Annotated in this window: 15 protein-coding genes; 8 read left to right on the top strand and 7 right to left on the bottom strand. The window is 67.3% G+C overall.

Features of this window, described 5'->3' with window-relative positions:
- Positions 1–4 precede the first annotated feature (4 nt).
- The gene (locus KQ910_RS11135) at positions 5–865 is read right to left on the bottom strand and encodes an HTD2 family dehydratase (RefSeq protein WP_216959610.1); all 861 of its coding nucleotides are present in this window, start codon (positions 863–865) and stop codon (positions 5–7) included.
- Positions 866–910: 45 nt separating this feature from the next.
- On the opposite strand from KQ910_RS11135, the gene KQ910_RS11130 reads away from it, so the two are divergent.
- On the top strand, positions 911–1,414 hold the full coding sequence (locus KQ910_RS11130; RefSeq protein ID WP_216959608.1) for a GNAT family N-acetyltransferase: 504 nt from the start codon (positions 911–913) through the stop codon (positions 1,412–1,414).
- Between the two features lie 154 nt (positions 1,415–1,568).
- Here KQ910_RS11130 and KQ910_RS11125 read toward each other — a convergent pair whose 3' ends face one another.
- Positions 1,569–2,465, bottom strand: coding sequence for a TauD/TfdA dioxygenase family protein (locus KQ910_RS11125; RefSeq protein WP_216959607.1), 897 nt, complete (start codon positions 2,463–2,465; stop codon positions 1,569–1,571).
- 86 nt (positions 2,466–2,551) lie between these two features.
- Between KQ910_RS11125 and KQ910_RS11120 the strand changes: the two genes are divergently transcribed.
- Positions 2,552–3,199 (top strand): TIGR02466 family protein, encoded by a 648-nt coding sequence (locus KQ910_RS11120; RefSeq protein WP_216959605.1) that lies wholly within the window; start codon positions 2,552–2,554, stop codon positions 3,197–3,199.
- On the top strand, positions 3,199–4,482 hold the full coding sequence (locus tag KQ910_RS11115) for a tetratricopeptide repeat protein (RefSeq protein ID WP_216959603.1): 1,284 nt from the start codon (positions 3,199–3,201) through the stop codon (positions 4,480–4,482). Before KQ910_RS11120 ends, KQ910_RS11115 begins: the two co-directional genes overlap by 1 nt.
- Before the next feature lie 67 nt (positions 4,483–4,549).
- Here KQ910_RS11115 and KQ910_RS11110 read toward each other — a convergent pair whose 3' ends face one another.
- The 4 genes from KQ910_RS11110 to KQ910_RS11095 form a co-directional block, all read right to left on the bottom strand.
- Complete coding sequence (locus tag KQ910_RS11110) at positions 4,550–5,599, bottom strand: LLM class flavin-dependent oxidoreductase (RefSeq protein WP_216959601.1); 1,050 nt, start codon at positions 5,597–5,599, stop codon at positions 4,550–4,552.
- Positions 5,600–5,604: 5 nt separating this feature from the next.
- On the bottom strand, positions 5,605–6,558 hold the full coding sequence (locus KQ910_RS11105) for an acetyl-CoA carboxylase carboxyltransferase subunit alpha (RefSeq protein WP_216959599.1): 954 nt from the start codon (positions 6,556–6,558) through the stop codon (positions 5,605–5,607).
- 34 nt (positions 6,559–6,592) lie between these two features.
- Complete coding sequence (locus KQ910_RS11100) at positions 6,593–7,534, bottom strand: site-specific tyrosine recombinase XerD (RefSeq protein WP_369408323.1); 942 nt, start codon at positions 7,532–7,534, stop codon at positions 6,593–6,595.
- A gap of 110 nt (positions 7,535–7,644) precedes the next feature.
- On the bottom strand, positions 7,645–7,824 hold the full coding sequence (locus KQ910_RS11095; RefSeq protein WP_216959595.1) for a hypothetical protein: 180 nt from the start codon (positions 7,822–7,824) through the stop codon (positions 7,645–7,647).
- Between the two features lie 123 nt (positions 7,825–7,947).
- Here KQ910_RS11095 and KQ910_RS11090 point away from each other — a divergent pair, with 123 nt between their 5' ends.
- Genes KQ910_RS11090 through KQ910_RS11075 form a run of 4 tightly spaced genes read left to right on the top strand, consistent with a single transcriptional unit; the run spans position 7,948 to position 11,629 of the window.
- On the top strand, positions 7,948–8,511 hold the full coding sequence (locus KQ910_RS11090; RefSeq protein ID WP_216959592.1) for a shikimate kinase: 564 nt from the start codon (positions 7,948–7,950) through the stop codon (positions 8,509–8,511).
- Positions 8,508–9,635 carry a 3-dehydroquinate synthase gene (gene aroB, locus KQ910_RS11085; protein ID WP_216959589.1) on the top strand — a complete coding sequence of 376 codons (1,128 nt, stop codon included), beginning with the start codon at positions 8,508–8,510 and terminating at the stop codon, positions 9,633–9,635. Before KQ910_RS11090 ends, aroB begins: the two co-directional genes overlap by 4 nt.
- A gap of 7 nt (positions 9,636–9,642) precedes the next feature.
- On the top strand, positions 9,643–10,947 hold the full coding sequence (locus KQ910_RS11080; RefSeq protein ID WP_216959587.1) for an HlyC/CorC family transporter: 1,305 nt from the start codon (positions 9,643–9,645) through the stop codon (positions 10,945–10,947).
- Between the two features lie 28 nt (positions 10,948–10,975).
- Positions 10,976–11,629 (top strand): DUF2889 domain-containing protein, encoded by a 654-nt coding sequence (locus tag KQ910_RS11075; protein ID WP_216959584.1) that lies wholly within the window; start codon positions 10,976–10,978, stop codon positions 11,627–11,629.
- Here KQ910_RS11075 and KQ910_RS11070 read toward each other — a convergent pair.
- A complete protein-coding gene (locus KQ910_RS11070; protein WP_216959581.1) occupies positions 11,626–11,907 on the bottom strand; it encodes a BolA family protein in 282 nt (93 codons plus the stop codon). The two genes, KQ910_RS11075 and KQ910_RS11070, sit on opposite strands and share 4 nt — an antisense overlap.
- A 63-nt stretch (positions 11,908–11,970) precedes the next feature.
- Here KQ910_RS11070 and KQ910_RS11065 point away from each other — a divergent pair, with 63 nt between their 5' ends.
- Positions 11,971–12,552 carry a J domain-containing protein gene (locus KQ910_RS11065; RefSeq protein ID WP_216959579.1) on the top strand — a complete coding sequence of 194 codons (582 nt, stop codon included), beginning with the start codon at positions 11,971–11,973 and terminating at the stop codon, positions 12,550–12,552.
- Positions 12,553–12,651: the final 99 nt, after the last annotated feature.

Genomic DNA, 12,651 nt, shown 5'->3' with positions numbered 1-12,651 from the left:
CCGCTTAAGCGAAGGTCGCCGTGGCCTGCGCCGCGATCGTGCCCTTGGGCGTCACCGTCCAGAGTTCAGCGCCCTTGCTGTCCGCCGTCGGCCCGCCGATTGCGTCGAAGGGCGCGGTGTCGAACAGCGGCGCGCGGGCGCGGATGGCGAAGGACTTGATCGGCCGTCCCGGATTTGAATCGCGCAACAGGTCGAACAGGCATTGCTGCGCGAAGGGACCGTGCACCACCAGGCCGGGATAGCCCTCGGTCTCGATGCAGTAGGTCCGGTCGTAGTGGATGCGATGGGGGTTGAAGGTGATGGCGGAGTAGCGGAACAGCATCACCGGATCGGCCTTGATGGTGCGCCGCCACGGCACGTCCGTGGGTGCCGCCTCGCGCACCGGCACGCCACTCTTCTCGCCGGCCTTCACCTCCTCGCGGAACACGGTGTTCGCCACCTCGGTCACGGCGAGGCCGCGCGGCGTGTAAATCCGGCGCGTCTGGCTGGTGACGATCAGGCTGCCGGTGCCGCCGCCTCTGACCTGCACGTCGGAGAATTCGGTCTCGCGGCGCAGCCTGTCGCCCACCCGGATGTCGCCCTCGAAGGTGAAGGTCGAGCCGGCATACATGCGGCGCGGCAGCGGAATCTTCGGCAGCACGCCGCCTTCGGTCGGCAGCCCGTCCTCGGCCAGCACGTTGCGGCGGGCATAGGAATGCAGGAAGCAGAGATGCCAGCCCGGCGCGATCGCCTCGCCTTCCGCCGGCACCTTGTCGTCACGGTCGAACGTCGCGATCATCGCCTTCAGCGGCGCCTGCGTGACGACGTCCTCGTCCTCGATCTTGCGGCCGAGTTCCTTCTTGAGCGGTTCGATGTCGATGGTCATGGGTGCTTCCTCCGGGCTTTCAGCCAGCGTACCCAATCCCCTGCCATGATTCGCCGTCCGCACCCGCATGAAATCAAGCTGCTGCCGCAGATCGAAAACGAGGCCGACCTTCGCTATCGGCACGTGGGCCTCGACCGCGTCATCGACATGCCGCCCGCCAGCCTCGCCTCGCTCGAGGCTGGCCGGCGCGAAGGCCGGCTCTGGATCGCGGTCTCAGCCCTCGACCAGCCCATTGGCTTCGCCCTGATGAAGTTTCCCGGCGGCACGGCCTGGCTCGACCAGCTCTCGGTGCTCAATCGCTGGCAGGGCCGGGGACATGGCAGCGCGCTGATCGAACAGGTCGCGGCCGCTGCCCGTCGCCTCGGACACCGCACGCTTTACCTGTCGACCTATCGCGACGTCCCCTGGAATGCGCCCTACTACACACGCCGCGGCTTCGAGGAGATGCCGCGCGGAGACTGGCCGCACATCTTCCGCATGCAGGAGATGGGGGCTAACCGGCACGGCCATCCGCCCTGGCGGCGGACGATCATGCGGCGGTTACTGTAAATCTCCGTCGTCCTGAGCGGAGCGCCGAAGGCGCGAAGTCGAGGGACCTCTTTTCGCATCGACACACCGTGCGTCGGAAAAGAGGTCCTTCGACTACGCCGCCCTGCGGGCGGCTTCGCTCAGGACGACGGGTAAAACAAAGGCGCGATGGCCCCTACTCCGCGGCGACGGCCAGGCCCATCTGTTCGCAGGTCGGAGCGACATCGGAAACGGTGGCGCGGCGCATGTCGCGCTTGTAGCGCTGGTCGTCGAACGCCATGCCGCGATGCATGGTGCAGCGATCGTCCCAGATCACGAGATCGCCCTGGCGCCAGCGGTGCGCGTGGACGAACTGGCGTTGCGTCGCGTGCGCGGTCAGCTCGTCGATGAGCTGGCGCGCCTCGGCGTCGGCCATGCCGCGGATCGCGCCGGCGTGGCTGGCGATATAGAGGCTCATGCGGCCGGAATCCTGCAGGCGGCGCACCAGAACCTGCGGCACCGGTGCGAAGGCCTCGCGCTCGCTTTCGTCGAAATCCTTGAAGCCGAGCCTGGCGCGCGAGGTCATGATCGAATGCTCGGCGACCAGCCCCGCGATACGCTGCTTCGTCGAGTCGGGCAGCGCGTCGTAAGCCGCGCGCATGTCGGCGAACTCGGTGTGGCCGCCGATCGGCGGAATCGAGCGGGCGTGCAGCATCGAGCAATAGGCCGGCAGGCGCTTGAACGAGGAGTCGGTATGCCACAGCCGGTTTCCGAGATTGTAGAGCCGCTGCCGGTTGTCGGTCTCGAGGATGCGGTTCTCGGCGTCGAGATTGCCGACATCGGCCATGTTCTCGTGCAGCCGCAGCTTGTGATCCTTGCGCGCCTTGAAAACGGTCGTCTCGAGCGGCCCGAAATGCCGGGCGAAGTCGAGCTGGCTCTCGTCGTCGAACTCCTGGTCGGGGAAGACCAGTACGGCATACTTGGTGAAAGCTTCGCGGATCGCGGCGAGATCCTCGCGCGAGACCTTGTTCAGGGCGACGTCGCCGATTTCGGCCACGAAGTCGGGCGTCACAGCATGGATCGACACGGGCATCGGTTGTTTTCTCCCTAGCCTTTGATTATGCGGCGGATTGGATCACCTAACGGACAATCGGGCAATCGCGGGATATACTGGCAGCCATGATCGAGAAGCAGGAAGTGCAGGAGATTTTCCCGACCCCCTTGTGGATCGTGGACCTCCAGCCGGCCGCCGCGGCCAGCCTCAATGCGAAACTCAAGGCCGAGATCGAGCGGTTGATCGCGCCGCGATCCAAGGTCCCGGCGGGCAGCAACTGGCAGACGCCGCAGGACCTGCACACGCGGCCGGCCTTCGCGGAATTCGTGAAGCTGGTCGAGACGGCGGCCCGCGGCGTCGCCCGCTTCCTGCAGGTCGACCAGTATCCGATGGCGATCACCGGCTGCTGGGCGAACATCAATCCGCCCGGCGCTTACCATCCGATGCACCATCATCCGAACAACTACCTGAGCGGCGTCTATTACGTCTCGATCCCGGCCGGCGGTTCGCAGATCCTGTTTCAGGATCCCCGCGGCCAGGCCTCGATGATCATGCCTAAGCCGCGCCAGTACACCCGCCTCACCGCCAATGGCGCCAATGCGCCGAGCAAGGACGGCCGGATGGTGATCTTCCCCTCCTGGCTGAAGCACACGGTGCCGGCCAATGATGGCGAGAGCGACCGCATCAGCATTTCGTTCAACCTGATGTTCAAGAATTTCAGCGAGACCATGGCGTCGCCCATGTGGGATCCGACGGCGGGCAAGGAGAAGTGATGGGTTTGCAGGATCGCTACGGCAACGAACTCGCCACGCAGTCGATCGCGGCGCGCGACGCCTACCTCGCCGGCGTAGAGAGCCTGATGGCCGCCACGCCCGGCATGGACGCTGCCTTCCAGAAGTCCGTCGAAGCCGACGAGAACTTCGCGCTGGGCCACATCTCGCTGGCCCGCGCCAAGCAATTGCTGGGCCGCGGCCACGAAGCCAAGGCGCCGCTGGCGCGTGCGAAGGAGCTGGCCGCCGGCGCCAGCCCGCGCGAGCAGAGCCAGATCGCGATCTTCGAGAAGATCCTGACCGGCCAGGGCGCCGCGGCGCTCGACGCAATCCATGTGCACATGAAGGAATGGCCGCGCGACGCCATGGCGCTCGCGCCGGCGACCAGCGTGTTCGGCCTGATCGGCTTCTCCGGCAAGACCGGCCGCGAGGTCGACCAGCTCGCCCTGCTCGAACCCTTCGAGAAGCACTACGGCGACGACTGGTGGTATCGCACGCAGCTTGCCTTCGCGCAGATCGAGTTGCAGAAGCTCGACGAGGGCCAGCGCAACATCGATGCGGCGCTGGATGCCTTCCCGAAGAGCGCGCACGCCGCGCACATCCGCGGCCATCTCTTCTACGAGCTGGGCGAGCGCGAGACCGGCCTCACCTTCCTGACGGACTGGATGAAGGACTATTCGCGGGACGGGCTGATGCACGTCCACAACAGCTGGCACCTCGCTCTGTGGTCGATGGAGACCGGCCGCATGGAAGACGCTTGGCGCATCTACGACGAGGCGCTGAGCCCGGCCGTCGCCTGGGGTCCGCAGATCAACGTCGCGACCGATTGCGTCGCCTTCCTCGCCCGCGCGGAAATGGCGGGCGAGGCGCGCCAGCCCGGACGGTGGCGCGAGATCGCGGACTACAACACCAAATGGTTCGGACGGTCAGGCCTCGGCTTCGTCGACATGCATACGGTGCTGGCCTACGCGATGGCGGGCGACGGCGCGGCGCTGGCAAAATTCATCGAGGCCCCGAAGGGCGCCACCGCCGATATGCTGCAACCGATGGCGCGTGGCTTCGAAGCTTACGCGCAGGGCGACTGGGCGCGCGCGATCAGCGAGATCGAGCCGCTGCTCGCCACCCACGAACGCCTGGGCGGCAGCCGTGCGCAACGCGACCTGCTGGAATATCTGGTGACGTCGGCGATGGCGAAAGCCGGCCGCGCCGCCGAGGCGCGTGCCATGATCGAGAAGCGCCGCCCGCAGAACGGCAAGGGCAAAGGCTTCCCGCTGGCGGGGCTTTGATCTCGTATTCCTCTCCCCCGATCGGGGGAGAGGTTAGGTGAGGGGGTTACACGGGGTGCGCCGCCCCTCACCCAGCCTCTCCCCCGATCGGGGGAGAGGAGCTTGAAGAAAGCCCGAACTCTTCCGCCAACAGCTCGTACGACCGCTTCCGCTTTTCGAAGTCGTAGCAGATCGTCACCGCCATGATCTCGTCGACTTCGTAGGCCGCTGCGTGGCGTTCGAGACCGGCGCGCACGGTCTTGGGCGAGCCGACCACCGAGCGGCGGCGCAGCGCCGGCAGCCAGCGTTCGGCACCGGGTTGCTTCGCAGCCTCGAGCGCTTCCTCGACCGACGGCACCGGGCCGGGATTGCCGAGTGTCCGCAGGCGCATCGCCCAGACCTCACGGCTGCGCGAAAGAAGATCGGCTTCCTCGTCGGTCTCCGCGCACAGGACCGAGATCGCCATCAGCGGCATCGGCTTCGCATGTAGCGACGACGGCTTGAAATGCGCGCGATAGGCGCGCGTCACGCCATCGCCGCCGTCGGGATTGATGAAGTGCGCGAAGCAGAACGGCAGGCCGAAATGCGCGGCCAGTGCGGCGCTGTCGTCGCTCGATCCCAGCAGCCACACGTCGGGCGCCGTCTCGCCGCTCGGCTGGGCCACGATGCCGGTGCCTTCGTGATTGAGCGGCAGCGCGTCGTGCAGCCAGGCCACGAGATCGCGCACCTGGTAGGGATACTTGTCGGCGTCGCTCCAGTTCGGCTTGCCGTCGGCCAGGATGCGCATCGTGTGCTGGTCGCTGCCCGGCGCGCGGCCGATGCCGACATCGATTCGGCCGGGAAACAACGTCTCCAGCATGCGGAAATTCTCGGCCACCTTGAAGGCGCTGTAGTGCGGCAGCATCACGCCGCCCGACCCGATGCGCATGCGCTCGGTCAGGCCGGCGACGCGCGTGATCAGCACTTCGGGCGTCGAGCCGGCCAGCGCCTCGCTGCTGTGATGCTCGGCCAGCCAGTAACGGTGGTAGCCCAGCCGGTCGCAGAGCTGCGCCAGTTCCAGCGTATCGCGCACGGCTTCCGCCGGCGTGCCGCCTTTGCGGATCGGTGATTGATCGAGAACGCTCAGTCGCAGCGACAAGGAAGTCAGAGGCCCTTCTTGCCCATCGCCAGGAACTTGTCCTGGCGCCGCTGGCGCAGCGTGTCGCCGTCGAGCTTCGCGAGCTCGGCGATGGCTTCGCCGACCACACGACCCACCAGGTCGATCGTCTCGTCGGGCGCGCGATGGGCGCCGCCCATCGGCTCGGGGATCACGTCGTCGATCACGTCGAGCTTCTTCAGGTCGGCCGCCGTCACCTTCATCGCCTCGGCCGCGTCCTGCGCGTTGGCATTGTTGCGCCACAGGATCGAGGCGCAGCCTTCCGGCGTGATCACCGAATAGACCGAGTTCTCCAGCATGTAGACGCGGTCCGACGAAGCGATCGCAAGCGCGCCGCCCGAACCGCCCTCGCCGATCACCACGCTGACCAGCGGCACGCCGAGCCCGAGGCAGGTCTCGATCGAGCTGGCGATGGCTTCCGCCTGGCCGCGCGCCTCGGCCTCGATGCCGGGATAGGCACCGGGCGTGTCCACCAGCGTCAGCACCGGCAGCTTGAACCGGTCGGCGAGCCGCATCAGGCGCTGCGCCTTGCGATAGCCCTCGGGCCGCGCCATGCCGAAATTGTGCTTGATGCGCGACTCGGTATCGTCGCCTTTCTGCTGGCCCAGCACCACGATGCTGCGGCCCTGCAACCGGCCCATGCCACCCACGATGGCGGCGTCCTCGCCGAAGGCGCGGTCGCCGGCCAGCGGCGTGTAGTCGGTGATCAGTCGGTCAATGTAGGCCTGCGCGTGCGGCCGCTCAGCGTGGCGCGCCACCTGGACGCGCTGCCACGGCGTGAGCTTGGCATAGGTCGCGCGGATCTGCTTATGCGCCTTGTCCTGCAGGCGCATGACTTCCTCGGCGATGTCGACGTCGCCGGAATTGGGCAGATGGCGAAGCTCGGCGATCTTGCCTTCCAGCTCCGCAATCGGCTTCTCGAAGTCGAGATATGTCGTCATTGAAGGTCAGGTGTCGCCCGGTCGCCGAATCCTGTCAACCGGCCGGCCGGCGCTTTCGCCGGGCCAGCGGATGGTGCTCCTGCACCAGCGAGCGCAGCTTGTCGTCGAGCACGTGGGTATAGATCTGGGTCGTGGCGATATCTGCATGGCCCAGCATCAATTGGACCGAGCGCAGGTCGGCGCCGCCGGCCAGCAGATGGCTGGCGAAGGCATGGCGTAGCACATGAGGTGACACGCGCGCCGGATCGATCCCCGCGCCCACAGCCGCTTCCTTCAGAAGCTGCGCGAACCGCTGGCGGGTGAGATGGCCGGTGCGGCCGCGCGACGGAAACAGGAAGCGCGAGGTCTCGCCCTCGGCAAGCTGGCCGCGCCGCATGTGCAGCCAGGCAATGATTGCCAGGCGCGCCGGGTCCGACAGCGGCACCAGCCGCTCCTTGTCGCCCTTACCCCGTACCAGCAGCATCGAAGGATCGCGTTCGCAGGCTGACAGAGGCAGGCTCACCAGCTCCGATACGCGCAAACCCGCCGCGTAGAGAATTTCGAGCAGGGTCGCCATGCGGCCGCCATCGACCGCGTCCTTGCTGCGCGCGGCATCGATCAGACGATCGACCTCCTCGCGCGACAGGACCTTGGGCAGCGGTCTCCCGAGCCGCGGCGAGTCGAGCGTGCTTGCCGGATCGTCCTCGCGGAGCCGCTCGGCCAGCAGGAACCGGAAGAGCTGGCGCATCACCGAGAGCCGTCGCGCCACCGTGCGCGGCGTCATGCCGACATAGTCGAGCGACTTCAGGTAGGCGCGCAACGCAGTCGCGTCGGCCGTCAGCGGGCCCTGCTTGCGACGCGTGAGGAACGACTGGAGGTCCGCCAGATCCGCGCCGTAGGCGATCAGCGTGTTCTTCGAGGCGCCGCGTTCGGCCTGCAGCATCTCGAGAAAGGCCAGCACCTCACGCGCATGGCCGAAGGCGGGCTTACGCTTCACAGGCCGTGAGCGATCGCGATTTCCACCGCGAACGGCCCCCCGGTGCAGGCCTCGCCGATTGCGCCGGATGCCCAAGAGCCTGTCGCGCTACGGCGGCCAGAAAGCCGCAGCTACCGCGCAAGACGTTCATTTGGAACCGGGACTTCGAAGTGCTTGAGCGGCGGGCGCGGCTCCACCACCGCGAGCGCCACCAGGCCGGCGACCAGCAGGGCCACCACGGCGGCGGCAATGATGGGCCCAAGGCGGAGGTTGGGCACGTTGAAGCGGTTTCTGGAACGGAACAGGGGCACGGCACGGGCAACCTACCTGCCCTCCCCCGGAGCGGCAATTGCCTATACGTCGCCGACCGGAGTGCCGCAGCCAATCGCTTGAAACCGGGGGCATAATGGGCGACATGACTGGGGCAGCTCGACATGGACGTCTCTTCTCCCCTGTCCTTGCCGCGCACCGTAGCCCTCGTGGGTCTGATGGGCGCGGGCAAGAGCGCCATCGGCAAACGGCTGGCGGCAAGACTCGGCCTCCCGTTCGTCGACGCAGACGACGAGATCGAGCGCGCGGCGGGCTGCACCATCGCCGAATTCTTCGAACGCTTTGGTGAGCAGGAGTTCCGCGCCGGCGAACGGCGGGTGATCTCCCGGCTGCTGGAGGAGTCGCCGCGCGTCCTGTCGACCGGCGGCGGCGCCTACATGGACCCGGAGACCCGGAGCCTCATGAAGGCCCGGGCGCTCACCGTGTGGCTGCGCGCCGAACTCGAGGTTCTGTTCGACCGGGTGAAGAAGCGCACACACCGACCGCTGCTACGCCAGGGCGATCCGAAGGAAATTCTCGCGCGGCTCATGCAGCAGCGCTACCCGATCTACGCAGAGGCAGACATCGTGGTCGATTCCACCGCCCAGCCGGCGGAGCGCACGACCGAGCAGGTGATCGACGCCATCCGCGCGCATCTGCAGGCCCAGACAGCAGGACAGACGTCATGAGTTCGCCCCGTACCATCCGCGTCGACCTGGCCGGCCGCGCCTATGACATCGCCATCGGTCCCGGCCTGATCGACCGCGCGGGCGAGCTGTCGCGTCCGCTGCTGGCTGCCCCGCGCGTCACGATCGTGAGCGACGATACGGTCGAGCCGATCTATGGCGCACGCCTCGCCGCCTCGTTCGAGAGGGCGGGCGTGAAGACCGAGACGGTGACTGTCCCGGCCGGCGAGAGCAGCAAGGACTTCGCGAGCTTTGGCCGGCTGTTAAACGAACTGCTCGATCGTCGTCCCGACCGAAAGACGACGCTGGTGGCGCTGGGCGGCGGCGTGGTCGGCGACCTCACCGGCTTCGCGGCGGCCGTGCTGCTGCGCGGCGTCGATTTCATACAAGTGCCGACGACTCTGCTGGCTCAGGTCGATTCGTCGGTCGGCGGCAAGACCGGCATCAACACGCGTCACGGCAAGAATCTGGTCGGCGCCTTCTACCAGCCGCGCTTCGTGCTGGCCGATACGACGGTGCTCGACACGCTGCCGCGCCGCGAACTGCTGGCGGGCTATGCCGAGGTCGCAAAGTACGGGTTGATCGACGATCCGGAGTTCTTCACCTGGTGCGAGGCCAACGGCGACAAGGTGCTGGCGGGCGACGCGGCGGCGCGCACCTACGCGATCGAGCAGAGTTGCCTCTCCAAGGCGCGCATCGTGGCCGCCGACGAGCGCGAGACCACCGACCTGCGCGCGCTCCTCAATCTCGGCCACACGTTCGGCCATGCGCTGGAGGCCGAGACCGGCTTCGGCGGGGCGCTGCTGCACGGCGAGGCTGTCGGTGCGGGCATGGCGATGGCCTTCGACCTGTCGGCGCGGCTCGGACTCTGCCCGCAGGCCGATGCCGAGCGCGTGCGTCGCCATCTCGGCAGCGTCGGCCTGCCGGTGCGCCTGCGCACGATCGGCGGCGACAACAGCCGCACCTGGGACGCTGCGAAGCTGATCGAGCACATGCGCGGCGACAAGAAGGCCGAGGGCGGCAAGCTCACCTTCGTGCTGGCGCGCGGCATCGGCAAATCCTTCGTTACCCGCGACGTCGACGAGGCGGGCCTGCGCGGCCTGCTCGACGACGCCATCGCGGCCTAGGAGCGGCATGGACGCCGAACTGCATTTCGACATCCCGCTTTCCATCGCGGTTCCGCTCGTCTTCGTCTGCCTCCTGCTGGCTGCTTACCTGTCGGCCGCCGAAACGGCGATCACTGGCGCGTCGCGCCCACGCATGCACCGGCTGGCGCAGCAGGGACATCCCCGGGCGGTGATCGTCAACGCCCTGCTCGACCGCAAGGACGAGGCGGTAAGCGCCGTGCTGCTGGGCAACAACGTCGTCAACATCTTCTCCGCCTCGCTCTCGACCGCGGTGCTGACGGCGCTGTTCGGGGCCGCAGGCGTCGTCTACGCGACGCTTGCGATCGGCGTCCTGATCGTGATCTTCGCCGAGGTGATGCCCAAGACCTGGGCCCTGCTGCGCGCCGACCGCGTGGCGCTCGCGCTGGCGCCCTCGATCATGGTCACGCTGACCATCCTGGGGCCGCTGGCGCGCGGCGTCGCCTGGATTTCGCGCTTCTTCCTCAAGCTGATGAACGTGCGCACCGACCGCACGCCCGACGCCGAGGAGCAGAGCGATGCCTTGCGCGGCGCCATCGAGCTGCACGGCGAGGGCCAGACCGGCGATAGTGCGCCGGCCGAAAAGGCGATGCTGCGCTCGGTGCTCGATCTCGGCGACCGTACGGTGGGCGACGTGATGACCCATCGCGGCAACGTGGTGCTGATCGATGCCGACCAGCCGACCGATTCCATCGTGACGCAGATGCTGGCGGCGCCCTACACGCGCATCCCGCTCTATCGCGGGGAGGCCGACAACGTGGTGGGCGTCGTCCACGCCAAGGACCTGTTCCGCGCCGTGAAGGCCGCCGGCGATCCCGCCGCGGTGAAGATCGATGCGATCATGACCGCTCCCTGGTTCATTCCCGAATCGACGGTCCTGTTCGATCAGCTCGAGGCGTTCCGTGCCCGCCATGAGCATTTCGCGATCGTGGTCGACGAGTACGGCGCGCTGCGCGGCATCGTGACGCTCGAGGACATCATCGAGGAGATCGTCGGAGACATCGAGGACGAGCACGATGCCATCCGCCGCGGCGTCGCGCGGCGCGACGACGGCAGCATGGTCTGCCAGGGCGACGTGCCGATCCGCGACCTCAACCGCGAATTCGGCTGGGGCCTGCCCGAGGGCGTCGCCACGACCATCGCCGGACTGGTGCTGCACGAGGCGCGCCGCATCCCGGAAGTGGGCCAGGTTTATGCATTTTACGGCTTCCGCTTCGAGATTTTGAAGCGCGAGGGCACGCGCATCGCCGAGTTGCGGATCGTGCCGCCCGCCGCCATACAGGCGGGCAACTGACCTCCACCTGACATTACGGGGAACCACCATGCCGCTTTCGCCACCGATCGGGCGACAGCACCTTCACACTCGGCGCGTCGTCTGCCAGGGCTTCTTCCGCGACGACGGGCTGTGGGACATCGAAGGCCGCATCACCGACGAAAAGACCTACGAGCATGCCAATGAATGGCGCGGGCCGCTGAAGCCCGGCGATTTCGTGCATGACATGTCGATCCGGCTGACGATCGACCACGCCTTCACGATCGTCGATGCCGAGGCCGTCACCGACAAATCGCCGTACAGCATGTGCGGCGACATCGCGCCGGCGTTTCGCAAACTGATCGGCCTGCGCATCGGCGGCGGCTTCCACCGCGCGGTGCGCGAGCGGCTGGGCGGCGTGCATGGCTGCACCCACATCGTCGAACTGCTGGGGCCGGTGGCGACCACCGCCTTCCAGACCGTGTCGTCGAAGAAGGCCCGCGACCTCAACCGGGAGCATCGCGAAAATACCGGAACCTTGCCGCCCAAGGATCCGAACGCCGCGCCGAAGCCGCGCCGCAAGCCTTACATGCTCGACACCTGCCACACCTGGGCATCGGACAGCGAAGTCACCAAGCGATGGGTCCCGCACTTCTACACCGGCCCCGACGCCGAAGCCGTCCGGGCTGCCGTCGAGGGCAAGGACGTGGAGATGGAAGGCTAGCGCTTTCCGTCTTCCGCTGGTGTCAGCGTTTCCATCGCCAGCGCGTGCAGGCCGGCGTCGAGTTCTTCCTTGAGGGCGGCATAGACGAGGCGCTGGCGCGCGACCCGGGTCTTGCCTTCGAAGGCATCCGAGACGATCTCGACCCGGAAATGCGTCTCGCCGCCTTCGCGCCAACCCGCATGGCCGTGATGCTTGGAGGACTCGTCTTCGATGGCAAGGCGCACCGGCGCAAAGGTCGCGCGGAGCTTGCCATCGATCGCCGTCGCCACCTTGCCCATGACTGCCACCCTCTTCTGCCGGCCTCACTTGCCGGGTCACATTCGTGAACACATATTAGCCCGATGGCCCGACGACGAGCGAACCCACTGGCGGCAATGGACGGTGCGAAGCCGCACCAGCGCGTCTGCGAGGCCCCGGGCTGCCGCCTGCAGGGTGAATATCGTGCGCCCCGCGCCCGCGACAAGCTCGACGAATATCGCTGGTTCTGCCTAGAGCACGTTCGCGACTACAACAAGAAGTGGGATTACTTCGCCGGCCTCGACTCCGACCAGATCGAGGCCCACATCCGCGCCGACACGACGTGGCGCCGTCCCGTCTGGCCGCTGGGTGCCCGCCGCAACGGCAATCCCTACGCCCATATCAAGGACCCGCTGGGCCTCGCCGACGATGCCGGCCTCGGCGAAAAGCCGCCGCCGAAGTATGACGGCAGCGAGCAGCTGACCCCGGCCGAGCGCAATGCGCTGGACGTCCTCGAACTTTCCTGGCCGCTGACCCGGAAAGTTGTGAAATCCCGCTACAAGGAGCTGGTGAAACTGCACCATCCCGACGCCAATGGCGGGGCGCGGGAAGCCGAGGAAAAGCTGAAGGAAATCAACGCCGCCTATTCCACTCTGCGGGCCTCCGAGAACCTTCCGGCCGACTGATTAGCCCGGCTTGGGGCTGTCCGTGCATTTGGCCGCTTGCAGCATACAATCCTGCCTGCGACTATCGTTCCGCCCGCAATTGGCGGGCATTGTTTTGTA

This window comes from Reyranella humidisoli (assembly GCF_019039055.1).
In the GTDB taxonomy this organism is placed as follows: Bacteria; Pseudomonadota; Alphaproteobacteria; order Reyranellales; family Reyranellaceae; genus Reyranella; species Reyranella humidisoli.
This window is presented reverse-complemented; position numbering and strand designations above follow the sequence as displayed.

Bases quoted from the DNA above. Each gene is read 5' to 3' on its own strand.
- KQ910_RS11135 (WP_216959610.1), bottom strand. From the start codon at position 865: ATGACCATCGACATCGAACCGCTCAAGAAGGAACTCGGCCGCAAGATC.
- KQ910_RS11130 (WP_216959608.1), top strand. From the start codon at position 911: ATGATTCGCCGTCCGCACCCGCATGAAATCAAGCTGCTGCCGCAGATC.
- KQ910_RS11125 (WP_216959607.1), bottom strand. From the start codon at position 2,465: ATGCCCGTGTCGATCCATGCTGTGACGCCCGACTTCGTGGCCGAAATC.
- KQ910_RS11120 (WP_216959605.1), top strand. From the start codon at position 2,552: ATGATCGAGAAGCAGGAAGTGCAGGAGATTTTCCCGACCCCCTTGTGG.
- KQ910_RS11115 (WP_216959603.1), top strand. From the start codon at position 3,199: ATGGGTTTGCAGGATCGCTACGGCAACGAACTCGCCACGCAGTCGATC.
- KQ910_RS11105 (WP_216959599.1), bottom strand. From the start codon at position 6,558: ATGACGACATATCTCGACTTCGAGAAGCCGATTGCGGAGCTGGAAGGC.
- KQ910_RS11090 (WP_216959592.1), top strand. From the start codon at position 7,948: ATGGACGTCTCTTCTCCCCTGTCCTTGCCGCGCACCGTAGCCCTCGTG.
- aroB (WP_216959589.1), top strand. From the start codon at position 8,508: ATGAGTTCGCCCCGTACCATCCGCGTCGACCTGGCCGGCCGCGCCTAT.
- KQ910_RS11080 (WP_216959587.1), top strand. From the start codon at position 9,643: ATGGACGCCGAACTGCATTTCGACATCCCGCTTTCCATCGCGGTTCCG.
- KQ910_RS11075 (WP_216959584.1), top strand. From the start codon at position 10,976: ATGCCGCTTTCGCCACCGATCGGGCGACAGCACCTTCACACTCGGCGC.
- KQ910_RS11070 (WP_216959581.1), bottom strand. From the start codon at position 11,907: ATGGGCAAGGTGGCGACGGCGATCGATGGCAAGCTCCGCGCGACCTTT.
- KQ910_RS11065 (WP_216959579.1), top strand. From the start codon at position 11,971: ATGGCCCGACGACGAGCGAACCCACTGGCGGCAATGGACGGTGCGAAG.